Source organism: Nostoc sp. (assembly GCF_036917675.1).
In the GTDB taxonomy this organism is placed as follows: Bacteria; Cyanobacteriota; Cyanobacteriia; order Cyanobacteriales; family Nostocaceae; genus Nostoc.
This window is the reverse complement of sequence record NZ_JBALCT010000031.1, coordinates 17,144-42,540: the sequence shown is the minus strand read 5'-3', so window position 1 is coordinate 42,540 and position 25,397 is coordinate 17,144. Positions and strand designations below refer to the sequence as shown.

General features: G+C 39.6%; 14 protein-coding genes and 2 pseudogenes. 9 read left to right on the top strand and 7 right to left on the bottom strand.

Going from position 1 to position 25,397, the window contains the following annotated elements; genetic code table 11:
- Positions 1-274: 274 nt before the first annotated feature.
- Positions 275-3,292 carry a GAF domain-containing sensor histidine kinase gene (locus V7K31_RS10585; RefSeq protein WP_335094249.1) on the top strand — a complete coding sequence of 1,006 codons (3,018 nt, stop codon included), beginning with the start codon at positions 275-277 and terminating at the stop codon, positions 3,290-3,292.
- A gap of 425 nt (positions 3,293-3,717) precedes the next feature.
- Here the strand turns inward: V7K31_RS10585 and V7K31_RS10580 are convergent, their stop codons facing one another.
- Entirely contained in the window at positions 3,718-4,224 is a 507-nt protein-coding gene (locus V7K31_RS10580) for a pentapeptide repeat-containing protein (protein ID WP_335094248.1), read from the bottom strand.
- Between the two features lie 150 nt (positions 4,225-4,374).
- Positions 4,375-5,895, bottom strand: coding sequence for an LCP family protein (locus V7K31_RS10575; protein ID WP_335094247.1), 1,521 nt, complete (start codon positions 5,893-5,895; stop codon positions 4,375-4,377).
- A gap of 116 nt (positions 5,896-6,011) precedes the next feature.
- Here V7K31_RS10575 and V7K31_RS10570 point away from each other — a divergent pair, with 116 nt between their 5' ends.
- The 4 genes from V7K31_RS10570 (at position 6,012) to V7K31_RS10555 (ending at position 11,045) form a co-directional block, all read left to right on the top strand.
- A complete protein-coding gene (locus tag V7K31_RS10570) occupies positions 6,012-7,076 on the top strand; it encodes a mannose-1-phosphate guanylyltransferase (RefSeq protein WP_335094246.1) in 1,065 nt (354 codons plus the stop codon).
- 222 nt (positions 7,077-7,298) lie between these two features.
- Entirely contained in the window at positions 7,299-8,945 is a 1,647-nt protein-coding gene (locus V7K31_RS10565; protein WP_335094245.1) for an ABC1 kinase family protein, read from the top strand.
- 284 nt (positions 8,946-9,229) lie between these two features.
- On the top strand, positions 9,230-10,210 hold the full coding sequence (locus tag V7K31_RS10560; protein ID WP_335094244.1) for an ABC transporter ATP-binding protein: 981 nt from the start codon (positions 9,230-9,232) through the stop codon (positions 10,208-10,210).
- Between the two features lie 46 nt (positions 10,211-10,256).
- Positions 10,257-11,045: an ABC transporter permease gene (locus V7K31_RS10555; RefSeq protein ID WP_335094242.1), complete on the top strand. Its 789-nt coding sequence runs from the start codon at positions 10,257-10,259 to the stop codon at positions 11,043-11,045.
- A gap of 254 nt (positions 11,046-11,299) precedes the next feature.
- Here the strand turns inward: V7K31_RS10555 and V7K31_RS10550 are convergent.
- The 4 genes and pseudogenes from V7K31_RS10550 to V7K31_RS10535 form a co-directional block, all read right to left on the bottom strand.
- Positions 11,300-12,443: pseudogene (locus tag V7K31_RS10550) on the bottom strand (IS4 family transposase).
- Between the two features lie 132 nt (positions 12,444-12,575).
- Entirely contained in the window at positions 12,576-14,300 is a 1,725-nt protein-coding gene (locus tag V7K31_RS10545) for a serine/threonine-protein kinase (RefSeq protein ID WP_335094241.1), read from the bottom strand.
- A 179-nt stretch (positions 14,301-14,479) separates the two neighbouring features.
- Positions 14,480-15,316: an alpha/beta fold hydrolase gene (locus tag V7K31_RS10540; RefSeq protein ID WP_335094310.1), complete on the bottom strand. Its 837-nt coding sequence runs from the start codon at positions 15,314-15,316 to the stop codon at positions 14,480-14,482.
- 135 nt (positions 15,317-15,451) lie between these two features.
- Positions 15,452-16,363, bottom strand: a complete 912-nt coding sequence (locus V7K31_RS10535) for a bestrophin family protein (RefSeq protein ID WP_335094239.1) — start codon at positions 16,361-16,363, stop codon at positions 15,452-15,454.
- A gap of 80 nt (positions 16,364-16,443) precedes the next feature.
- Between V7K31_RS10535 and V7K31_RS10530 the strand changes: the two are divergent.
- Positions 16,444-16,709 (top strand): annotated as a pseudogene (locus tag V7K31_RS10530) (IS1 family transposase); the annotation flags it as partial.
- A gap of 615 nt (positions 16,710-17,324) precedes the next feature.
- Positions 17,325-17,465 (top strand): hypothetical protein, encoded by a 141-nt coding sequence (locus V7K31_RS10525; RefSeq protein WP_335094237.1) that lies wholly within the window; start codon positions 17,325-17,327, stop codon positions 17,463-17,465.
- Between the two features lie 311 nt (positions 17,466-17,776).
- On the opposite strand, the gene acsF is transcribed toward V7K31_RS10525, so the two are convergent.
- On the bottom strand, positions 17,777-18,961 hold the full coding sequence (gene acsF, locus V7K31_RS10520; protein WP_335094236.1) for a magnesium-protoporphyrin IX monomethyl ester (oxidative) cyclase: 1,185 nt from the start codon (positions 18,959-18,961) through the stop codon (positions 17,777-17,779).
- A gap of 355 nt (positions 18,962-19,316) precedes the next feature.
- Between acsF and V7K31_RS10515 the strand changes: the two genes are divergently transcribed.
- Entirely contained in the window at positions 19,317-19,544 is a 228-nt protein-coding gene (locus V7K31_RS10515) for a hypothetical protein (RefSeq protein WP_335094235.1), read from the top strand.
- Positions 19,545-19,909: 365 nt separating this feature from the next.
- Positions 19,910-25,396, top strand: a complete 5,487-nt coding sequence (locus tag V7K31_RS10510; protein WP_335094234.1) for an ATP-binding sensor histidine kinase — start codon at positions 19,910-19,912, stop codon at positions 25,394-25,396.
- Position 25,397 lies beyond the last annotated feature (1 nt).

The window sequence follows — 25,397 nt, the reverse complement described above, 5'->3', positions numbered from 1 at the left end:
GTCCTCTTGAGAGGAATGCAACCCCTAAAGGGGTCAGATCGCTTTTCTGATTAGTCCCGGCAACACTAACTTAGTCATGTTTTCTGCTGTATACAAGCCAAAATTATTTTTTAACCACTACGAAAATAGATCAAGAAAAGGGAACTATAAAAATAATCATCTTCTGGGAAATAGTTGAAAACTGCAAAAATTTGCAGCTTGTCATATTTTTGACCCCCTTTGACTCTATGAAGCTTGGGATGAGGAATTATTAAAACCGACATAATCCAGAGCAATGGAACCCAATTCAAATTTAACGGAAAATCAACTTCTTTTGTCAAGCGTTCAACTTCAAGAGCAACTAGAGCAACAAAAGGCTCTGGCGAGTGTAATTGTGCGAATTCGGGAGTCTCTTGACTTAGAGACAATTTTTCAAACCACCGTTACCCAAGTGCGTCAGTTGCTAAATGCTGACCGTGTAGCCGTCTTCCAGTTTGACTTAGAAAAAGATTGGGAAGGAGAATTTGTTTCTGAGGATGTTGCACTTGGCTGGGACTCGGCATTGGCACTAAAAGTTTACGATCACTGCTTTGGAAAACAATTTGCTGCCAGTTATCAACAAGGTAGAGTGCAAGCAGTAGCAGATATTTACCAAGCGGGGCTGAGTGATTGTCATGTAGCAATTTTGAGTAAATTTCAGGTACAGGCTAATCTCATTGTCCCTCTATCGCGGGATAAGGAACTGTGGGGATTGCTTTGCATTCATCAGTGTAGTCAGCCTCGTGACTGGAAAGAATCGGAAATTGAGTTTATTCGTCAAATTGCTGACCATCTTACGGTAGCCATTCAACAAGCAAGGCATCTCCACCAAGTCCAATTGCAAGCCGCAAGATTGGCTCAAGCGGCTCAACGCGACCAAGTAATTGCTCGGATTGTCGATGAAATTCGCTCACCCCTTGATATTGAAACCATCTTTAAAACCACAACTCAAGAAATACGCCACTTGCTGCAAGCTGATCGAGTTGCCATTTTTAGCTTCAGTGCCGATTGGAGTGGTAACTTTGTTGCTGAATCATATGCTGAAGGTTGGACTCCCTTAGTTGGTGTTCAGCCTGCGATCGCTGATACTTATTTACAACAGACGCAAGGCGGACGTTACCTTAAAAACCAGACATTTACAGTTAATGACATTTATCAAGCCGGATTAACAAACTGCCATGTAACTCTGTTGGAGCAATTCCAGGCAAAAGCCTTTGCAAGTGCCCCCATTCTCCAGGGAGATCAACTTTGGGGAGTCATCGCTGCCTACCAAAATGCTTCACCCAGACAGTGGCAATCTTATGAAGTCGAATCACTGACCAAAATTGGTACACAAATTGGTGTGGCACTGCGACACCATAAGTTGCTGACACAGGCTCAGTACCAAGCAGAGCAACAAAAGACATTAACTAGCGTGATTACTCGAATTCGGGAGTCCCTAGATTTAGATACAATCTTCCAGACTACTGTCACCGAGTCCCGGCAAATGCTGCAAGCAGACAGAGTAGCAGTCTTTCGTTTTGAGCCTCAAAAAGATTGGGAAGGAGAATTTATTTCTGAGGATGTTGTAGCTGAATGTAACTCGGTAATAGCAGAAAAAGTTTATGATTATTGCTTCGCTGAAAACTTTGCACACCTTTACGCCCAAGGTCGAGTAAATGCGATCGCTGACATTTATCAAGGAAAGATTCCAGCTTGCTATGTCCAAATCCTAGAAAAATTTCAAGTGCGGGCAAATATGATCGCACCTCTATTGAAAAAAGGTGAACTTTGGGGATTGCTGTGTATTCACCAATGCAACGCTCCTCGTGACTGGCAACCCTCTGAAATTGAATTTGTCAGTCAAATAGCCCAGCAATTGGGAGTCGCATTAAAACAGGATTCTTATTTAAAGCAAGTTCAAATGCAGGTTGTCCAGTTAGCAGAAGCCACCGAACGCGAGAAATCAATGGAACGGCAAGAATTGCTGGCTGCAACAATTGATAAAATCCGCCAGTCACTCGATATTAAAACTATTTTTAGAACCACTACTCAAGCTGTGCGAGAGTTGCTCGAAGTCGAGCGAGTTGCAATCTACCGCTTCAACTCAGATTGGAGCGGTAAATTTGTGGCAGATTCCTTTAAAGATGGTTGGAAACCTGTTGTACAAGCCCAGCCAATGATTATAGAAGCTTTTGAGGACACAGACGATGATAACGAACTTCCGCGCAACGAAACCTTTGTTCCCATTCGGGAAGGTGAAAAATTGTGGGGATTATTAGTTGCTTATCAAAATTCGCAACCGCGTTATTGGAAAAATGAAGAAATTAATTTACTGGCTCAAGTAGGGGTGCAATTTGGAATTGCAATTCAGCAAGCAGAATTACTCGAACGAACTAAACGTCAAACCTCAGAACTCACTCAAGCCCTACAAGAGTTAAAACAAACTCAGACTAGGTTAATTCAAGGTGAAAAAATGGCAGGTTTAGGACAACTACTTGCTGGAGTCGCGCATGAAATCAACAATCCTATCAGTTTTATTTTTGGCAATCTCATACATTTAACTGAATATACTCAAGAACTGCTAAATGTAGTGAAACTTTACCGTCAAAACTCCTCCCTATTGCCAACTGTCCAACAACAAATTGACAAGACTGATTTGGAGTTTCTCATCGAAGATTTACCCAAAACTCTTGAATCAATGAAAGTAGGAACAGAGCGGATTTGTGAGATTGTCCTATCACTGCGTAACTTTTCTCGTACAGATGAGGCTGAATTGAAGCCTGTAGATATTCATGAAGGATTGGATAGTACTTTGCTAATCTTAGGGCATCGGCTCAAAAATAATAATCAACGCCCATCTCTTGAGATTGTTAAAGAATATGCTAATTTACCTTTGATCGAATGCTATCCCGCGCAATTAAATCAAGTGTTTATGAATCTTTTGAGTAACAGTATCGATGCCTTGGAAGAAAAGTTTAAAACTATACAGGAAAAGTATTTTAAGTTGTCACAAAGGTGTCCGAAAATACCCTTAACTATCTGGATTAGTACGCAAGCTGTTAATAATCAGATTGTAATTAGAATAGCTGATAATGGTCTGGGGATTCCAGAAGAAGTGCGATCGCACATTTTTGACCCCTTCTTCACCACAAAAGCAATAGGTAAAGGTACAGGGTTAGGATTATCTATCAGTTATCAAATAATAGTTGAAAAACATCATGGTCAGATTAAATGTTCTTCTAAACCAGGAGAAGGAACAGAGTTTTTGATTGAAATTCCCACCACTAGTTAAAGGTGACTGATTTTCGGGAATTCCAATAATGCTATTTTACGAAATACCTGGTACAGATACACGGCTAGGAGCGTACATCTGTAGATTGGTGTCAACTTAAGGTGAAAACCAGTATATAACCAGCGAATATGAGATTGTCTCGTTCCCAGTCAGAGACTGGGAATGTCTATGGGAGGCTCTGCCTCTCTGACTCGCGGCAGAGCCGCAATGAGCAACATTTCCAGCCAGAGGCTGGAAACGAGGTTTTAAAAGGTTTTGGCTGAAGTTGATTTTGCGTTTGCTCATGAATTTTGGAATTTTTACCTCTGATAAAATACCAAAATAAAAGCAAATTGGTAATTAATAATACATAACCTAATAAAGAATTTGTATTTTCCATTTTTTCGCTAAAATGTCTCTGCTTTTATGCTCAAGGCGGAGATTCTTTACTTACAACCTAAACTCTCTCGCGTTGACACACCAGTAACGGGATTTTCCCCATCAGCTCTTCCACACAGCAGCGACACTTGATAGCGGTCAATTAATGCATCTGTAAAATCAGCACCAGTGATATCAGCATCGTAAAAGCGGCTGCTCGTCAAAGTGGCTTCTGTAAAAATGGCATTTTTTAGGTTAGCACTATCCATAGTCACGCGATCAACCAAAGCGCCGCTCAAGTTCGCACCTTCCAGATTTGCTTTTAATAAAATTCCCTTAGTCAGAATTGCATTGCTTAAATTGGCTCCTTGAAAATTCGCGCCTCGCATTTCTGCTGCGACAAAAGTCACACCTGCTAAATCAGCATTGGAGAAGTCACGATTTTCTAAATTTATATTGTTGTAGTTGATTGTGTTTAGTTGAGCAAAAGCCGGTTTGGGATTAAGTATTATCCACAAAAATGCTAGTATCAAAATCGCAATCAAACCAAAAAAGCGCAGTAAAATCTTTTTCATAACTTTATTATTTGTCAGTAGTCCTTTGTCATTAGTCCTCTCTTACAAAGTTCTGTTAGCGTAGCTCCTCCGAAGGAGGCTCGGAGGAAACCTCCGCTCAGACTTTGCGCTTTGTCATTTAACTAATGACTAATGACTAATGACTCTTGCCTATTTCCAATCTTTACCAATGCGGATTGTAAGATCAGATTCTAAATCACCAATGGCCGACACCTCGATTTGACCCAAGCCTAAGACTTTTTGCAAATCAACTCCAACTCGTCGGTTGCCTTTTTGGACAATAATCTGAGTTTGACGTTGGGTATCTGGCCAATCAGGCACTTTGTAAATATTATTAAAGCCTTTCTGTTTGAGATAAGCAATAACTTTTTCAGTTAGCTGAGGTTGATTGGAAGCATTTTGAATAGCAATTTTGAGGTTAGGAACCCGGCGCATATCTGGCTTTAGACCAGGTACATTTACCCCAACATAATCATTCAACAGGCTCTGTTGTCCAGTCATGTTCAGCCAATAGCTATCAGGATCTTTGCTAAAACGGCTAAACGTACCAGGCAACATGGTCATTTGGAAATTATCTCGATCCAAGTTGAGTCCGAAGTTCACCAACGCCATCATTTCTTCCATCTTCAGGTTGGTATCAAAGTATTTTCGCATCAAGCGAGTTAATTGAGGCAACCTGGGTAAGACGGTAGGACTATTTAAGCGTTGCAGCAGGGCTGCTGTTAGTGCTTGCTGACGCTGTACTCTCGGCAAATCTCCCAAACCTGGTTCGCGGAATCGAACAAACTCTTCTGCTTGTTCGCCGTTGATGGTTTGCCAGCCACTGACTAAATTAATTGACAGCCGACTGCTGGAGTCTTTATATTCCATTGATTTGGGAACAAAGACCTCTACTCCGCCTAACTGATCGACTAACTGCCGTAAGCCACTGGTAGAAATACGGATGTAGCGATCAATTGGGGCATTGTTTAAGGTACGGCTAACTACCCGTGCTGCCAACACTGGGCCGCCTTTGGTATTGGCATCAGATACCTTAGTTAATCCCTTTTCTCCCTTTTCGGGGATGGCGATCATCGTATCTCTGGGAATGGAAAGCACCCGTACAGATTTTTCACTAGGATTCAGGCGTACCAGTAGCATGGTGTCGCTTTTCCCAGCAAAGCTTTCTGGTGAACCATCAACAGTACCACTGACTGGTTCAATTCCCATAATTAAAATATTCATCGGTCGTGAAAGCTGGTACTGGGAGAGTTTGCTCCATAACTCCCCTGGTAGTGGTATTTTTACCTCGTCTTTAGCAGTAGTTCCTAAATCTTCATCTGTTCGATCTAGATTGCTCCATAGCGGAGTCCAAAGTGCTAAGGTTGATACCAGTAACCCAGATAAGATGATGCCGATGACAACCGTCATGATCCACAACAGCCATCGAGGCATGGTCAAGCCCAGTCTCTCATAAAGCTGATTGGGAATTGCACCCACTGATTCGACGACGCTACGGTTCGGATTCGCTGGCTGGTTTAGTTCGACATCCTCCTCCTCTGAATCTGCTACTGGTGCAGGCGTTACCTGATTTTCCGTTCGTTGAAGTTGCGGCGATCGCACCTCAGTTTCAAATTCTACTACTTGCTGAGATGTCACCGGATTTTCCGACCATTCGATTTGTTTTATCACAATTATTTCCCCACTCAACCACTCCCTAAAAGTTATGTTAATCGAAGCTACAAATATTGCCAGTGGAAAAGCTCACTGTAAACTTGTAATGTTCTTCGGTAAGCGTGTATGACAACATGAATACTTTATTGTTCCCCGTAATCCTTGCTGGTGGTAAAGGTGAACGTTTTTGGCCTCTGAGTCGCAAAGACCGACCCAAACAATTTTTAAGTCTTGATGGTAGCTCTAGAAGTTTATTACAAGCAACCGCCGATCGCTTGTTAGCACTCGGAGGCGCTTGGGATTCCTTGTGGGTCATAACTTCTAGTCAGATAGCTGAAGGGGTACGACAACAATTACCTGATCTACCAGTTGAAAACTTACTGATTGAGTCTGAAGGAAGAGACACTGCCGCAGCCGTTGCTTGGACAAGTTTAGAAATCAAACAGCGCTATGGAGAAGACGCTGTTATTGGCTTTTTCCCTGCTGACCACTGGATTGCTGACCAAAAGGCGTTTGCACACACATTAAGCGCGGCTACGCAGCTGGCAGCAAGCACAGCAGCGATCGTTACACTGGGGATCAAGCCTACTTTTCCATCAACCGGTTACGGCTATATTGAACAAGGTGAAAAAATAGGTAGCTTTAATGAGTTGCCAGCTTATCACGTCAACCGTTTTACTGAAAAGCCCAACCGTGAAACAGCAGAAACTTTTTTATCTACGGGACGCTTTAGCTGGAATAGTGGAATGTTCGTTTTTCGGGCAGGGGTTGTTCTCAAGGAACTACATACCCATGCTCCAGAAATTATCGAACCTTTAGAGCAACATGGTCCTGATATCTATCCCCAGTTGCCTAAGAAGAGTATAGACTATGCGCTAATGGAAAAGACAACTTTAGCATACGTTTTGCCAGTTGATTTTGGTTGGGATGATTTAGGAGATTGGAATGCGATCGAACGCTTACTGAAGACAGAAGAGAGTCCAAATGTGGAACTCGCTACCCACATAGGGCTGGATACGCAGGGAGCGATTATTTATGCTTCAAATCCAGAAGATGTAGTTGTTACTATTGGTTTAGAGGACGTGGTGATTGTGCGCGATCGCAATGTCACCCTTATTGTTAAAAAAGAACGTACCCAGGAAATCAAGCAGATCCTTAAAATTCTCCAAAGCGATTCCCGATTTACCGACCTGCTATAAAAGTTAAAACCCTTGGCAGAGGCGAAAAAGTCTATTTTTCCATTATAACTTGACTGTCGAAAAGCAGAGCGTTGGATATTGGGCATGGGGCATAAGGCATTGGGCATTGGGCATGGGTACAATAATCAATGTTCTTCTCCCCCTGCTCCCCCTGCTCCCCCTGCTCCCCCTGCTCTCCCCACTCCCCCTGCTCCCCCCACTCCCCACTCCCCACTCCCCAAAATGTTCCTCACCCAAACTGTTCCCCGTCAACGAGAAATTCTTGAAGTATTCCTTCGTAATGGCTGGGACTATATGCGAAGGCTACTTACTGGTGGCAAAGCTGATGAACCCCAGCTACCTACACCTGCGGTTTTAAAAAATATCCTGGTAGACTTGGGGCCAGTTTACGTTAAACTTGGACAGCTACTCTCCACCCGTCCAGATTTACTTAGCGCCGCCTACATTGAGGAACTGTCAACTCTTCAAGATGAAGTACCAGCAGTTCCTTGGTCAGAGATCGAAATAGTCCTCCGCAAAGAATTAAAACATTCACTAGCAGAAACCTTCAGCACAATTAACCATATCCCCGTAGCGGCGGGATCAATTGCTCAGACACATCGGGCTACATTAGCAGACGGTCGAGAAGTCGCTCTGAAAGTGCAACGTCCGGGAATTGATATTACTATTGCTCAAGATATTGCTTTAATTCAAGGTATTGCCGATTTAGTTGCACGTACTGAGTTTGGCCAAACTTACGAAATCAAATCCATCGCCGAAGAATTTACCAAAGCCTTAGAAGCTGAATTAGATTTTAAACGGGAAGCGGGTTTTACAGACCAACTGCGGCGCAACTTATCTAAAAGTCGTTGGTTTGATCCCACGCAAATAGTGGTTGCGGAAATTAACTGGGAATTGACCACAGAAAAATTACTGGTCATGGAATGGCTGGATGGAGTGCCGTTCCTCTCGGCGGATTTGGATAGTGACCCCAACGTTAAAGATCCTGCCGAAAAGCGTAAAGAAATAACTACTTTGTTATTTCGGGTATTTTTTCAGCAACTATATATTGATGGCTTTTTTCACGCTGATCCCCATCCGGGGAACTTGTTTTATCTCAAAGATGGTCGTGTTGCCCTCTTAGACTGTGGCATGGTGGGAAGACTTGATCCCCGCACACAGCAGATATTAACAGAAATGTTGTTAGCGATCGTTGATTTAGATGCTCAAAGGTGCGCTCAATTAACTTTGCAGCTATCAGATTCTGCTCAACCAGTAATTTTATCGCGGTTAGAAAATGATTACGATCGCATGTTACGAAAATATCATAACGTCAGCCTCACCCAAATAAACTTCAGTCAGATAATTTATGAAGTTTTACAAGTTGCCCGCAACAATAAAATTAGGTTGCCTAGCAATATGGGATTGTATGCCAAAACCCTAGCGAATTTAGAGGGTGTGGCGCGGACATTCAACCCGGAGCTTAATTTTTTCGATGAAGTTAAACCATTAATTACAGACTTGTTTCGTCGGCAGTTAATAGGTGATAATCCAGTGCGATCGCTCCTGAGAACAGCCTTAGATATTAAAAGTCTCTCTCTCCAATCTCCTCGCCAAGTCGAACTGTTATTAGACCGAGTTACCTCGGAAACCTTACAGTGGAATCTATCGCTGCGGGGTTTAGATGGCGTGCGGCGCACTATGGACGATGCGGCTAACCGACTATCTTTTAGTATTTTAGTGGGTTCACTGATTATGGGTGCGGCAATTATTTCTACCAGAGCGCAGACAACTCAGCTATCTTTTTTAAGCACCATCCTGTTTGCAGTCGCTAGTTTATTGGGTTTGTGGTTAATTATTAGTACATTGCGATCGGGACGTTTACGGTAAAGTCTATCTGTTGTGCTTAATGCCCACCACAGTAAATCATGATATGTCACTGGCGAAAATCCCTGCTTTCGTATTTGGAAGCATAGATAAATAGCCCTAAACACCGATGATTTATAGCGGTTCTCACTTCAGTAGAATACAGTCTGAACCTCACCCCGTATTTGAGGCGCGCAAACACTCCCCTCTCCTTGCTAAGGAGAGGGGTTGGGGTGAGTATTTCATGCAAACGAGAACCGCTATATGTATGTTTACCTGTGTACAACTGTGGTTCTAATATAAAAAATATGTCAATCATCATTGCTGAAAATCTGAGTAAATCTTATCCAGTAGCAGTTAAAAGTCCGGGTATTAAAGGTACAATCACTCACCTTTTCCGCCGCACGTACCGCTCAATTAAAGCAGTTCAGGATGTTTCCTTTGAAATTGCCCCTGGTGAAGTAGTGGGGTTTTTGGGGCCAAATGGTGCTGGTAAAACCACCACACTCAAAATGCTCACAGGGCTGATTCATCCCTCTAGCGGTACAGTCACAGTGGCTGGACAAATTCCGTTTCATCGTAAAGAAGCATTTTTGCAAAAAATTACCTTGGTAATGGGGCAAAAGCAGCAGCTAATTTGGGACTTGCCAGCGCTGGATTCTTTGAAAATTAACGCTGCTGTATACGACATCTCTGATAAAGAGTTCCAACGGCGGGTGGGAGAATTAACAGAGATGCTTTCCCTAGAAGGCAAACTTACCCAACCAGTGCGGAAGCTATCTTTGGGTGAGCGGATGAAGGCGGAATTGCTAGCAGCACTTTTGCACCGTCCCCACGTATTATTCCTAGATGAACCGACTCTTGGATTGGATGTAAATGCTCAAGCAGCAGTGCGCGAATTTTTGCGCGACTACAATCAGCGTTATCAGGCTACAGTGCTGTTGACGAGTCATTACATGGCTGACATCACAGCTTTGTGTCAACGGGTGCTGTTGATTCACGAGGGGAAGCTGATGTATGACGGAAGCTTAAATGGACTGCTGGAAAGTTTTGCTCCTTATCGAGAAGTCCATATAGAGTTAGCCCAACCTCTACCTATAGAAAAACTTATGACCTATGGAGACGTGCAACTCTTAGAAGGGCGATCGGTGCATTTTATGGTGTCGAGAGAGGCCCTCACCCGCACGGTATCTAAGATTTTGACGGATTTGGAGGTAATTGATTTAACTGTCACCGAACCGCCTGTAGAAGAAGTGATTGGACGAGTTTTTCAGGCAGGTATCGTGTAGTGAGTGCTGTGAGGAATAGAGTTGCCGATAGGAAAATGCACCATAGATGAAAAAATTTATTAGAAAAGCTCTAACTTTGCTGTCAGTATACTACGCCTATTCGGTTGAGTATCGAGCAGAACTAATTTTATGGGTTTTGGCTGGCTCTTTGCCGATTATCCTTATGGGTATTTGGATACAGGCAGCACAAGGTGGGCAGTTTGGACTATCACCTGTGGATTTTGCTCGTTACTTTATCACAGTTTTCGTTGTTAGACAATTAACAGTTGTTTGGGTAATTTGGGACTTTGAAAGAGAGGTAGTGGAAGGCAAGCTTTCGCCCAAGTTGCTACAACCACTGGACCCAGTATGGCATCATGTTACCAGGCATATTTCTGAAAGATTTGCTCGGCTAATGTTTGCTTTTTTATTAGTGGCATTATTTTTTATTCTTTATCCCCAAGCTTTTTGGGTACCAAGTTTAAGTAGATTTTTACTGTTTACATTGGCGGTGGTGCTAGCTTTTGCTTTGCGGTTTACGATTCAGTACACCTTTGCCATGTTCGCCTTTTGGACAGAACGGGCTACTGCTTTAGAAAATTTGTGGTTGTTGTTTTATCTATTTTTATCTGGTTTGATAGCACCTTTAGAGGTTTTTCCAGAACTTGTGCAGAAAATAGTGATGTTTACGCCTTTTCCCTATTTGATTAATTTTCCTGCGAGTCTTTTGGTAGGGCTACCCGTAGATATAGTGCAGGGATTTGGCTCAATGGTGGGTTGGATATTAATATTTTTGGGTGCAAATCGCTTGCTTTGGCGTGCGGGTTTGAAGCGGTATTCTGGGATGGGAGCTTAAATAACTGATAATTTATAATTAGGATGTTTACCACCCCAGAATTGGGCTAAATTGAGGTAATTTAAAACTTTCTTGAGCAAATAAAGATTTATCGTACACTGACATATCCTACCTCACGATTTGCTCAACTAAAGCGCTGTCTAATACGAAGGTAGGAAAAAAAGCCATAACAATAGTTGTAGTTTATGGCTAAAGTGGCAATATCTACGATGGGCTACGCCTATGCACTGATGCTGACGGGGTGACAAAGATGGCTAGGATAGAGATAAAATAAGCCTCATAGCCCTCTGACCCTGTTGATAATACTTGCACTTATTAGGATTTAATTTCAATAATATCTCAACTAATGCCTTAGAATTGTCTACAAAATTAATCCAAGTTTGCCCATATAACCCAATATAAAAACTACTATGTCGTCTTTCAGTACGCCCATATTCTTTAATACGACCCACGTATTTCTGTACACCTTTGCGTTTAATTTCTTGCCCTTGTATCGTGGCAGAAGTGTAAGCAATTGATATCAATAAAATTATAGATATTAACCGTTCACCCGATACTTTAGTATCTTCCAAATTGTAACCACCCTTCTTAAAGTCTCTAAACATTTCTTCAATATCAAATCTTTTTTTGTATGCAGAGATTGCTGATGATAAAGTATCTAGATTTGTAAGAATAAACCATGCTTCTTCTGGTGCTACTCCCAAAATTTTACGTTTCCATTTACAGGCTAGATTGAAACCTCGTAGCCCCTTAGTTTTTGTTACTTTAACTCCTTTGAGAAAAAAAGAAATACCAGGGGATAACCCTAAATCATCTAGTTCTAACCAAATATCTGTTTCTCTTTCAACAAAATGATTCTTCTTGAGACGTAAACAAAAATATATTTTCTTCTCACAGAGCCAGTTTGCTAGCTTGACTGAACAAAATTCTCGGTCTCCTAATACACAAACATGATACTTATTAAAAAGTGGTAATACTTTCGATAAAATTGTTTTCTGTTCATCCAAATTGCTACTACCCATTTTTGATAATAGATCGAAATATATTGGAAAGCTTCTTTTATCCCAAATTACACTAACCATAAACAGATTTACACAACCCCAATTTGTCCGGTCAATTGCTAGATAAATTATTTTTTGAGGTTCAAAATATGTTGATAACCATTCGGTAACTATTGGGAACCAAATTTTTTTGATCGAAAGATTTGGTAATGACAAAAATCTCTGAAGTTTCTTTCTTCTACTTTCAAATGCTATAGGAATTGGGTATTGCATTGGACAAAGCTTCTAAACTGACTTTTTTAATCGATTGCAGCACAGTTATCAAAATTTGCAGCAAGAGATATTCGCTAGTACTCAGTTGACTTTTGAGATGTGTTTGGTAGAATTTAGGTAACATTATCAATAGATAGGTCTTCTTGACAAAACTAGACCTATCTTTTTCTACCATAAATTGCTGTATTCTTTACCTCATAAGCTTTTTAGCTTATTTCGTCGCCCCGTCAGGCACTGATGTACTTTGCTAGAGATGTTATAAATTACTCGGTATCGTCTTAAACCTTTCTACAGTCCCCAAAGAATAATCTTCTAACTTAAAATCAGCAAAAGGTTTCTTTTCCAACCTATCCCGTAATGCCTCATCCAGAATTAAACCTGCTGATTGTTTTTTAACCCCAATGACTATAATACTTCTCTGATATTTAGTTAAATCCTGATTTGCCTGACAATCACTACGTTGAAATTGTCCCAAATTTAATATACGATAACCTTTGACGCTTGGTGTATTAATAAATAAATTTTTCACTAAAAATTGTATTTGTTTGGAACGTTCTAGAGCCATACGTTCTTGAACTGCTGTATCACCGTTGCAAGAAACTGTACCTACAGAGATAATCTCACTAGGGTCTTCCATTATATTTTCTATACCTTCTTGTTCTAGGTTCAACTTTAAAAGGTCGAGACTTATAATTTCATCATTATATTTAATTTGAAAATTACTACCTAAAAGCCATTTATATTCTAGTGATAAAACAGCTATATTAAATTCGGCTACCTTCCCATGACTATCCCTACCTTCTTTATAAGGAAAATAATCAATTTTACCTTTTTTCTCTGGAGATTGTTCGGAATTTGGCATCAAAGTAAATTTTGATGTCCGCGTTGCTAAAGCCACTATACTAAGTAATCCTAATATTACTAGCATGACTGCAAAAAAGGCCAGTAGTCGTACTTCTTCTGGCTGTTTATGTGGAGGCGACAAAGTTTTAGCAATTGGCGGGGACAACTCCTCAGTGTTAAGATTACTTACTAAATTAATATTTGTAGAAGTAGTTTCTGTTAGTTGGGTTTCAATTTCTTCTAAACGTTGCAAAATTTCCTGAGTATTGGCAGGACGCTTTTCTATATCCAGTAGTGTTAGCCAATCAATTAAATTCAATAGTAAGGGTGAGATATGGATGGCATGATTTTGCCAGTGCAAAAAATTGTGCTGCATATCATACATATCTAAGGGATGATATCCCGTAAGTAAAAATACAAATGTGCGTCCCAAGGCAAAGAAATCTGATTGCGGTACTGCTTGAGCATTCATTTGTTCTGGGGCGCTGTAGCCAGATGACATAAGTGCTGTCATCGCGTCGCCGTTGCTGAGTTTATCTGGGTAGGTTCTGTCCATTTCAGTGGCGGTGCCAAAATCAATCAGTACCAAATCCCCCCAACCCTTACCAAGGGGGGATCTAATCATGATATTAGATGGTTTAATATCTCGATGCAGGTACTGTTTACCATGCACTAAATCCAAAATTTCTACCAATTGTTTTAACCAGTCTATGGCTTGTTCCTGCGAAATAGGGTGATTTTGCTGCTGCTTTAGCCACTGCTCTAAGTTGCACCCATCGATTTTTTCCATTGCAATGCAATGCAACACTAAACCGTTTCGAGTTTGATATTGGAAGTAACTATCTTCGTTGGGAATGCCGGGATGCTTGAGTTGTCTCAATATGGTTACTTCTTGCTGAAATAGTTCTACTGCTTTGGCGTTGCCTGATAAATCCTGTTTGAGTATCTTGAGGATTTTAGGGGTATCTTGTTCGTATGCTTCATAAACTTTACTAAACCCTGTTTTGTCACTCAACAGGCACATTACCCGATAACGCCCTAGCAATTCCAGATGGGAACCACAACTTTGACAAAAGCGGTTTTGATGATTATTCGGGTGATTTGGTTTAGGGCAAACTGGATTGATACAAAGGCTCATGACTGGCTTATCCGTACTTTAACAGTTATCAGTTATTGGTTATCAGCATTCATGGGGGACTGATAACTAATAACTGATTTAAGAGGAGCGCAGACGCATAGCACCTTGTCGCTAGACATCGCTCCTCTTAATTCTTCTGTTGTCGTAATGATAATCCCGTCTAATAATAATCAGATTTTCTATCTGTGTTCTGCCAAGAAAGCTGCTACAGTTTGGTTAAATGCCTCTGGTTGTGTCAAAAACGGCCAATGATTGCCAGGAACTTGGCAGATGCGTAAGTTTTTGAGATAGGTTTTATAGGGTTGGATTTGCCAATCTTGGCGATTTAGACCTTGTTCTGGTTGGATAAAGAGGGCATGGGTATCAAGAGGAATTGTAAAACCAGGCACTTGCATGACTTCCTCAAAAATCCCGTTGCGGGCGGCTATAGTAAATTTGCTACCCCAATTACCATCGGGTTTTTGTTCTATTCCGGCTTGGAAAACTTGCTGCTGTAAGGAACTCCATCCTTGATATTGCTTTAACTGGCGTGCTTGTTGTTCGGCTTCTTCATGACTGGCAAAGGGTCCCATGCTTTTGAGAAAAGGCAAGAAGCGATACAACATTGGAAAAGTTACCCTGAAAAGGCTGGGCATTTTCCAGATGAAAATCGGATCAACCAGAATTATACTCTGCAAACGCTTTGGGTTCTGCCTTGCCCAGATGACGGCTAATTTTCCTGTCCACGAGTGACTGACAATATGTGCAAATGCCCATCCTAAATGATCCATAAGTGCTTCGAGGTCTGCGATCGCACTTTCAAAAGTATAATCTCTCTCAGGCTTAGTACTTTGGCCATGTCCACGCATATCTGGTGCGACTATGTGGTAGTCTGCCGCTAAGTAATCTCCTAAACTAGACCACACTAGAGCATGGTCGCCTAAGCCGTGTAACAGCAGTAAAGGTTCTTGACCTTGGTTCCACTCTAAGTAAGAAAGTTCGATATCAGGCTTTGATAAAGTTTGACGTACAGGCATCATTGCACATCCACCAGTGAAGAAATAGAAATAGTTTCGCGTTTATATAATACTGCGAAAGAAGATGGTGAGCCTGAGGAGATAAGACTTGACAGCTATAACCAAGCTTTAAAATTCAAACCTGATGCTCTTTTTTCAATAGGTCAAATTACCTGGATGCGATCGCGCATTTGGAGTTAGAGTAATTAAATCGTCTATATTGCGTTTCATTGTGTGGCAAATCGTATCTAGAGGTAAGTCATTAGGGTCATAACCAAAGGGATTTTCTATCTCCAAGCCGATGGCTTCAATCCCAAATACTGTAAAAGCAACGAAAGCAGCAATTAAACCTGTCCACCAACCCAGACTCTCCACTATTTGAAATGGGAACAGAAAACAATATAGTAACAATAATTGCTTCAGATGAATAGAATAAGCTAATGGCATAGGTGTTTTTAAAATACGTTCACAAGCTCCTAAATTATCCACAAGATTATTCAATAATTCTTGCATAGATGTTAACTGGTAGCTATTAAGGCAATTGCGATGATACTGCTCCTGTAAATAATCTCCTATCCAAAAGGCAACCTCTATGGGGGGATTATTCATAATCTTCAGTTTTATATACTTACTAGATGGCATTAAATCTTCTAATTCGCTATTGACTGCTTCTCCCCGCAAATGTAATTTAGTTGTCACAGCAAAAGCTACCAATAAATTTAATGCTGTAATTTTATTGTGTTTATCTTCTGGTGATATTTCATCAATTGATACCCAAATTTGCCGCGCCAGATTTCGGACATTATTTACTATAGATCCCCAGCATTTTCTCCCTTCCCAAAATCGCTCATAAGCAGTATTTGTCCGAAATACAAGTAACAAACCTAATACAATACTAGGAATAACACTTCCTAAAATAGGTTGGGATACAGGTACGTCAAAATGGTAAAGTAGAGAAATCAAAAATCCGAAAGCTCCGCACGATAAAATATGTTTGTAAATTGCTTTAATCACCGAACCTTTAAGTTGTAATGTTGTGCGTAGCCATGTGATTTTTTCGGCTTTCATAAAGTCACCTTTAAAAAATATTTAGTCAAATTGGGTAAAGCCTCGTGTAGATGAGTCAGCGCTGTGCATATTTGCACCCGAAGCTGTACGTTAATGGTATGGGATTTCGCGCAATTGAGCGTTCTACGGAGTTGATCATACAACAATCATTTATTGGGTTAAACAAATTGCTCAACAACTTCCAGATGCACCACAAGAAGATGAAATTCCAGAAGTTAGAGAGTTAGATGAACTAGAAGCCTTGCCGGGTCAAAAAAACAAAATTTGGTTGTGGACAGCCGTAAATCTTTTTCATGTTGGCAAAGCCTGCCGAAGGCAAGGAATTTTGGCTTGGGTGCTGGGAGATACGGATATATACTGAATTATCTATATCTAACACGGGGCATCACTTATTGATGTACCCCTTCCTGCCAAACAACTCTCGCAAAACAGCCCCAGTTCATCTGGGGCTATCTTTTTTTGTGCATTTTCAACAGAGAAGCTGTGTAAACAAGAAGCACAGCAGTTGATCCTCAGACATCCTTAACTGTATTTGAGTGTATACCCTGATGACATCGGATTCTCTCAGGGTGAAAATTTGATATAGGTAAATGCGTATCTTTCCTGACTCCAGATTTGCCACAAACATTTCTGGAGTTTTTTAATTACTAGAATATCAACTACCCCGCCCATTTAAGAAGATGGACGAGGTTTCTGACGCTTCATTTCAGTTAGTTGCTTAAATCCACCGCAATGGGTAGAAGTAGAGCCATCCGATGCCCTCTCCAAGGGTGAAGCCCTGAAAGACACTCAGGTGTCTTTGCGAGGCATCTTAATGAAGCTAGGCATGACAAATACAAGCATTTAACTGGTTGACTACCAAAGAAAAGTATTAAAGCTTACCAAGCGATCAAAAAAACAAAGATACAGCATATTGCAGGTAAATGAAGTACACGGGTAGATATCGAAATCACTATCTAAAGTGGCGATCGCTGAATTCTCAAGTGCGATCGCGATTACGAATAATACAAAAACTGAGTTATCATCCTACAGCGTAACTCGTATAAAGTTGCCCACTCTAGAACTAATTTCTGAGCGCGAGTTGGCAGATATCCTCCAATGATTTACATTGATTCAATGCTCACTGAAGATATACCAAAGATGGTCAGCCATTTAAGCCCTATGGCGTTGCCGAAAACTGGTCGAGCGCTCAAAAAATCAAAGTGCGATCGCCGCTCTTGTAGGGTACTTTACACTTCGTTAACACACCATCTAATTATCAATTTGCATCAGGCTTATGAGAAGCGCCTGAAACGACCAAATCTCATAATACACATTATGCTTAATTTGTACAGTGCGTAAGTTCTAATAGAATTCGAGTGAAGAGATTCCCAAAGTAGACTTGTAGATGCAGTTGATGTATGCAGTTACCAGTTAATGAACTGTCCCTCTCAATGATTCAGCATCAACGGGTTTGATTAGGTAAGTCTGCAAAAGATGCCCAACAATGGAGGCTATCAAGGGTAATTTTTGGCAGAATTTTACAATTGGTGAGCGTAGCTTGCCGCCGTAGGTATCGCTGTTGTTAATCTCTGCTAGTTTCAGATTAAGGTCAGAACACTGCTCTAACCGTCGGAAAAACTCTGGATGATTTGTATTCAAAATCAACGGAAACGCGCGTGCAGCAGTGTTATTCGTCTCTTCAATCACTCTGGTATTATATTCGCGCGGATCTATCCCAATGGATTGATAAAACGTTGCGCGTTCAAATACTGTCAAGGTGTGAGTAGCAAAAACACTCAGCAAAAAGAAACGCACCCACAATCTAGCTCTCCAATTGTTCCATAATTGAGGTTGCGATCGCAGCAGCGCTTTAAAGAAATCTCCATGTCGATTTTCATCCTGACACCAACTCTCAAACTTGCGAAACAGTGGATAAATTTGGTGTTCTGGATGTTTTTCCATGTGGCGATACACCAAGATGTAGCGCCAGTAGCCAATTTTCTCCGATAGGTAGACTGTGTAAATAATCCACTCTGGCGGAAAGAAGGTATAAGTGCGATTTTTGGTTAAATAACTTAAGTCGAGGGAAAGATTAAAATCTGCCATTGACTTATTCAAAAATCCCGCATGGCGTGCTTCATCCCGTGCCATAAAATTAAAGGCTTCTGCTAGAATGGGATTGCGGTTTTTCAGACGACGCGATAATTCTTTGAACAGCAGAAATCCCGAAAACTCTGACGTACAAGAACGTTCCAAAAAGTCAATAAAAGCGACGCGTGTTTCCCCATCAATGTGATCCCAACACTGCTTAAATTCGTCATCACGGACAAAGTGATGACGGTTATAGTCAGTTCGTAACTCCTCTACAATTGCCAGTAACTCTGCTTCCTGCGCCGAAATATCCAACTGCGCCGCAGCTTCAAAGTCAGTGGTGTAAAACCGGGGTGTTAATAATGTTTCCTGAACAGGCGCTTTTACACCTGGCTTCAGCAACTCAGATTGGGGAGCCAGCGCGGTCTTGGGGGTTTCCCCGCCACTTCCTTCAACGGGGGAAACCCCCGCAACGGAGTGGCTCCCCATGAGTGACTGGCGTCCGGTTTCCAGAGACTTAACCATAAGAATCCTTTTATCTTTTAATGCCTCAAAATTTATATAACCATAAATAGGTGCTTGAGGACATCAGTTAAATTATTGAAAGTAAATTGTGAGAAATAAGCTTACCCCCTAAGCTAAACTTTGTCCTTGAAGAAGAATTTAGGAGTCAGAATCAATCAGTGGGGAATTCAGACCCGCCACTGAATTGAAGACCACTAAATCTTCTCTTTCAGAGACGCTGCGCGAACGATTTAGTGGGGGTCTTAAACTCCCTGATTCATCCGCCAGTCGCACAAAATACCCAACTGAATTCTGGCTCCTGACTCCTGAATTCTGTTTCGATAACTTGTGCATAATTAATGACACATAATTACTTTTGCTAGATGCAAATACCAAAACGCTGACGCAGAAAAATACGCAGAGTATGACTGGTCATTTTAGCGGCAATGCCAAGAAGATGAGAGAGATAACAAGCAGACAAGCACTGATAATAAAAATTATCTTATGTTTTGCGCGAGTTACAGCCATCACAAGACAGAGTAAGTTTGCAGGCGTGGGATGGAAAGCTGGGACGTTTAGAGAAGTTGATGCAGACAATGGGTGAAGTGACAGCGTAGGATCAATTACGCACTGGTAGTAGACAAAGTTCTGCGATCGCAGATGATTTAATCAAGTTTGCTCAAGTGATTGCGGCAATTACATAGAACCTTGTTGATTATCTTTCAACAAATAACAGTATATTAGCGGGTTACAATTAAGCCTTAATACCAGTAGTATGTAAAAAAACAAAATATATATATGAATGGGCAAGAGTTATTAGCAAAATATTTACCAAAGAAGTTTTAAAGTAAAAAACTTATCCTTAAAAAGTCTTGCAACTCTATTTACAGATTTAAATCAAAACATTTAGTTTAACCAGTAATATATCAGCCAAATTCGGATATTTATAACAAGTAGCTTAGAGAAAAAATGATTCCTAATTTAAAATATAAAATTATAGAAATAATTTCAGATGGTATAGATACTCTTGTTTATCGGGCACAGGAGCTTACGAATGAAAGAATGGTTATCCTTAAAATACTTAAAATTGAATACGCTAATATTGAATATGTAACAGAGTTTAAACATGAGTATGAAATTGCTAAATCGTTAGATTTACCAGGAGTTATTAAAGTTTATGGATTAGAAAATTATCAAAACAGTATTACTTTAGTTTTAGAGGACATTGGAGGAGAAAACCTAAAACAATTTATCAATAATAATAAACTTCATATAATAGATTGTTTAAAATTAGCAATTCAGCTTACTGATACTATTATAGATTTGCATGAACAACATATTATTCATAAAGATATTAAACCACAGAATATAATTATTAATCCTAAGTCAATGCAGGTTAAAATTACTGATTTCAGCATTGCCTCACGCCTGTCAAAAGAAAATGCAATGATCAGCAATCCTAATTTGCTTAAAGGAACACTTGCTTACATGTCTCCAGAGCAAACAGGTCGCATGAATAGGTCGATTGATTATCGCACAGACTTTTACTCTTTAGGCGTAACTTTTTATGAGCTGCTGACTTATGATTTGCCATTTAATTGCACTGACCCATTAGAAATGATTCACTCTCATATTGCCAAACAGCCGATACCTCCTCATCAGATTAACCCAGAAATTCCAGAGGCTGTATCTAATATTGTAATGAAACTATTATTTAAAACTGCTGAAGAAAGATATCAAAGTGGCTTAGGGCTAAAAGCCGATTTAGAGATTTGTTTAAAACAGTTATTAAATAATGGAAAAATCGAAAATTTTATTCCTGGTAAGTTAGATAAATTTAGCCAATTTACAATTCCTCAAAAACTCTATGGACGCGAAAAAGAAGTAGCATCTCTCATGTCAGCTTTTGAGAGAGTAAATATTGGCAGAAGTGAGATGATGTTAGTTTCAGGTTATGCAGGGATTGGTAAATCCTGCTTAGTTAATGAAATTCATAAACCTATTCTTCAACAACGTGGATATTTTATTTCTGGTAAATTTGATCAATTTAAGCGAAATATCCCTTATACAGCTCTAATTGAATCATTTCAAGAGTTGACCCAACAGTTATTAACAGAAAACTCTGAAAAAATAATTGTTTTGAAACAGCGACTTTTAGAAGCATTTGGTGAAATTGGTCAAGTTATTATTGATGTTATTCCTCAGATTGAAAAGATTGTAGGTCAACAGCCACCTGTGCCGCAATTAGGAGCAATTGAATCCCAAAACCGCTTTAATCGAGCCTTTCAAAAGTTTATTCAAGTATTTACTCAAAAAGAACGGCCACTTGTTCTATTTTTCGATGATTTACAATGGGCAGATTTAGCAACTCTCAAATTGATTCAGATGTTGATGCTTGATGATAGCCAATATTTTTTGATGATTGGAGCTTATCGAGATAACGAAGTCATATCAACTCATTATTTGAATCAAACCTTGAATGAAATCCAAAAAGCCGGAGCAATTGTAAATAATATTACACTAAAGCCTTTAAATATTAATGATGTGTATGAATTAATAGTCGATACACTTCATACTGCAACAGAAAAAACAAAAATACTAGCTGAACTTCTTTTTAATAAAACTCAGGGGAATCCTTTTTTCTTAACTCAGTTGTTCCAAACTATGTACCAAGAAAAACTATTAAATTTTGACTTTAATAGTGGAACATGGCAGTGGGAAATAAATCAAATTCAGGCTATTGGGATTACAGATTATGATGCCCTAGAATTAATTGTGAGAAATATTAATAAATTGCCTCAAGAGACACAACAGGTATTAAAATTAGCTGCCTGTATTGGCAATCGGTTTAACATAGATATTCTCGCAATTGCAAATGAAAAATCTCAGTCAGAAACCGCCTCTGAATTATGGGAAGCACTTCAAGCAAGCCTAATTCTCCCCTTGAGCGAAAACTATAAAGCTCCACTGTTTTTTGACAAAGATATATCTATATCCTTAGAATATCAGGAATTAAAAGTTTCATATAAGTTTTTGCACGATCGCATCCAGCAAGCAGCGTATTCCCTGATTTCAGAATCGGAAAGAAAACAAACTCACCTGAAAATTGGGCAATTAATCCTAGAATCTTGCCAGACAGAGGAAATTGAAGAAAATATTTTTAATATTGTTAACCACTTAAATTTTGGTACTGAATTTATTTGCGATCAATCTCAAAGAGAGCAGCTAGCTAAATTAAATCTGATAGCTAGCCAAAAAGCAAAAGCATCGTCAGCATACGAAGCTGCTCTTAGCTATTCAACAATTGGACTAGAATTGCTGACACCATTGAGTTGGGAAAATAACTACGACTTGATGCTAGCACTTCATTTAGAAAGCGTAGAAATAGAGTACTTAAATACTAATTTTACAAGAGCAGCTATTTTAACTGAAATTATTCTAGATCAAGCTAGCAATCTGCTCGATCAAGTCAAGGCTTATCAATTACAAATCCAGTTTTATATGGCTCAAAATCAGATGCTTGAAGCCATTGATACTGGACTAGAAGCGCTCGCAAAGTTGGGGATTCCTCTGTCGGCGGCACCAAATAAGCAAAGTACTATAGCTAATTTACCTCAGCTTGAAGATTTAGAAAATTTTTCAGTTGTCAAAGATCCTTGCATACTGGCAGCTTTAAAAATCCTTGTTACTATTGCTGGTGCTGCTTTTATTACTAACCCGACAAAGACAAGTTTTCCCCAGCTCATCTTGACTGTCGTCAATCTCTGTATTGAATACGGTCATTCAGCTTTGGCGGCTCACGGATATGCTTATTATGGGATGCTGTTGTGTGGTTATCTTGAAAATATTGATGCTGGATATCGTTCTGGTCAAATAGCTTTGCAAATATTAGAGCGGTTCCAAGATGTTGAACTTAAAAGTAAAGTATATGCACCATTTTATGGTTTTACCATTCATTGGAAAGAGCATCTTAGAGAAACAATTACTCCGTTGCAAGAAGCAATTCAAAGCGCGTTAGAAATTGGAGATTTAGAATACGCTGGCTATTGCTCTGTCCACTATTGCGGTCATATATTTTTTAGAGGAGAACAACTTGAATCAGTAGCTGACCAGCAAGCATCATATATTATTTTACTAGAAAAATTTAAACTAGATTTTCCGATAAACTATATTAAAATTTGGCACCAGCTAGCACTAAATCTGCAAGGATTTTCACAAAACAAACATATTTTAGTTGGTGATAGTTTTAATGAAGTAGCAATGCTGCCATATCTACAAACTACTAATAATGCTACTTCTTTGTTTGCTGCTTATGTTGCCAAGTTGATTCTTTTTTACTTATTTCAAGATTACACTCAAGCAATTGATAATGCCAAATTAGCTTCAGAATATATAGGTAGTGTGATGGGGATGATGACGGTTGGCATCCACAACCTATACTATTCACTAGCTCTAATTGCTTTATATCCAAATGTTGAACCTAAGATTCAAGAAGAATATCTGGCTGTGATCAATGGCAATCAGGAAAAAATGCGGTTATGGGCTAGTCATGCTCCTGCTAACTATCAGCATAAATATGATCTGGTAGAGGCAGAAAAAGCACGAGTTCTAGGGCAAACCTTTATAGCTATGGAATATTATGAGCTAGCTATTCAAGGAGCCAAAGAACAGGGATATGTTCAAGAAGAAGCACTAGCCAACGAGTTAGCAGCAGAATTTTACTTTTCTCGTGGTAGAGATCAGCAGGCGATCTTCTACCTCAGACAATCTTATCATACTTATGTACGTTGGGGAGCGATCGCAAAAGTCAGTGATTTAGAGTCAAAATACCCCGATTATTGCCTATTAAGAATAAATCAGGAACCATCTAGTTTGAAGGCTAGCTTGCGAACTACTTCAAGCCAGATAAATAATTCGGCATCTTTTGATTTGTCTACAGTTTTTAAAGCTTCGCAAGCTATTTCTAGTGAAATCATGCTAGATGAATTGCTAGCTAAGTTGATGAAAATTGTTATGGAAAATGCTGGGGCACAAACTAGCTGCTTCCTTTTAGAGAAAAATGGTCAAATGGTAATAGAAGCATTTGTGGGAGTTAATAAAGATGAGATGTTTTTGGAAACTTCCATGTCTTTAGATAATGGTCTATATGTACCAATGTCCATACTTAATTATGTGATTATAACTAAAGAAAGTGTCGTTCTTGGTGATGCTAGCTCTGAAGGAAAATTTACTAGAGATCCTTATATTGTTCAGAATAAATGTAAGTCAGTTTTATGTACACCGATAATTCATCAAAGTAAACTTATCGGAATTCTGTATCTCCAAAATAACTTAACAACGAACGCATTTACTACTGAACGTTTAGAAGTTTTAAAAATTCTTGCCTCTCAAGCAGCTATTTCTATTGAGAATGCCAAGCTGTATACTAATCTATCTAAACTAAATGATAATCTGCAACAAGCTAACCAGCAATTAGAAAATTATAGCAAAAATCTGGAACTAAAAGTTGAAGACAGAACACAGGAATTACATGAAAAAAATGTGCATTTGAAACAACAAGCCCAAAAATTAGAACTTACGCTAAAGCAACTACAAACAACACAGTTACAGATGATTCAAAGAGAAAAAATGTCTGGCTTAGGTCAATTGGTTGCTGGTATAGCTCACGAGATTAATAACCCGATTAATTTTATTTATGGCAACATTTCTCATGCTAGTGAATACATTAAGGATATGTTACATCTAATTAAAACTTATCAAAAAATCTCACCCAATTTAACTCCTCAAATGGTAGCAGAACAAGAGGATATAGATTTGGAATTTTTGCTTGAAGACTTACCCAAATTGCTATCTTCAATGAAGCTTGGAGCCGATCGCATCCGCCAGATAGTTCTGAGCTTACGTAACTTCTCCCGTTTGGATGAAGCAGAAATGAAGCCAGTTGATATTCATGAAGGTATTGATAGCACCTTGCTAATTTTGCAGCATCGACTCAAAACTGAATCCGTCAATTCTAAGATTCAAATTATCAAAAATTATGGCTCCTTACCATTAGTAGATTGTTATCCAGGTCAGCTCAACCAAGTATTTATGAATTTGTTAGCTAATGCTATTGATGCTTTGGAAGAGTATAACTCTCACCGTTCATTGCAGGAAGCTGAACTTAATCCAAGTTCTATCAAAATAACGACTGAGTTATTAGAGCCAAATCTGCTAACTATTCGCATTGCTGACAATGCTTCTGGGATGAGACCTGATATACTTTCTGAGATTTTCAATCCTTTCTTTACTACTAAACCTATTGGCAAAGGTACTGGTTTAGGATTATCTATTAGCTACACAATTATTGTAGAAAAGCATGGAGGTCAAATCAGTTGTCAGTCAGTACCAGGACAAGGAACTGAGTTCATAATTGAACTTTCAGTATCTCAGGAAAATTCTAAATTACTCAATTAAA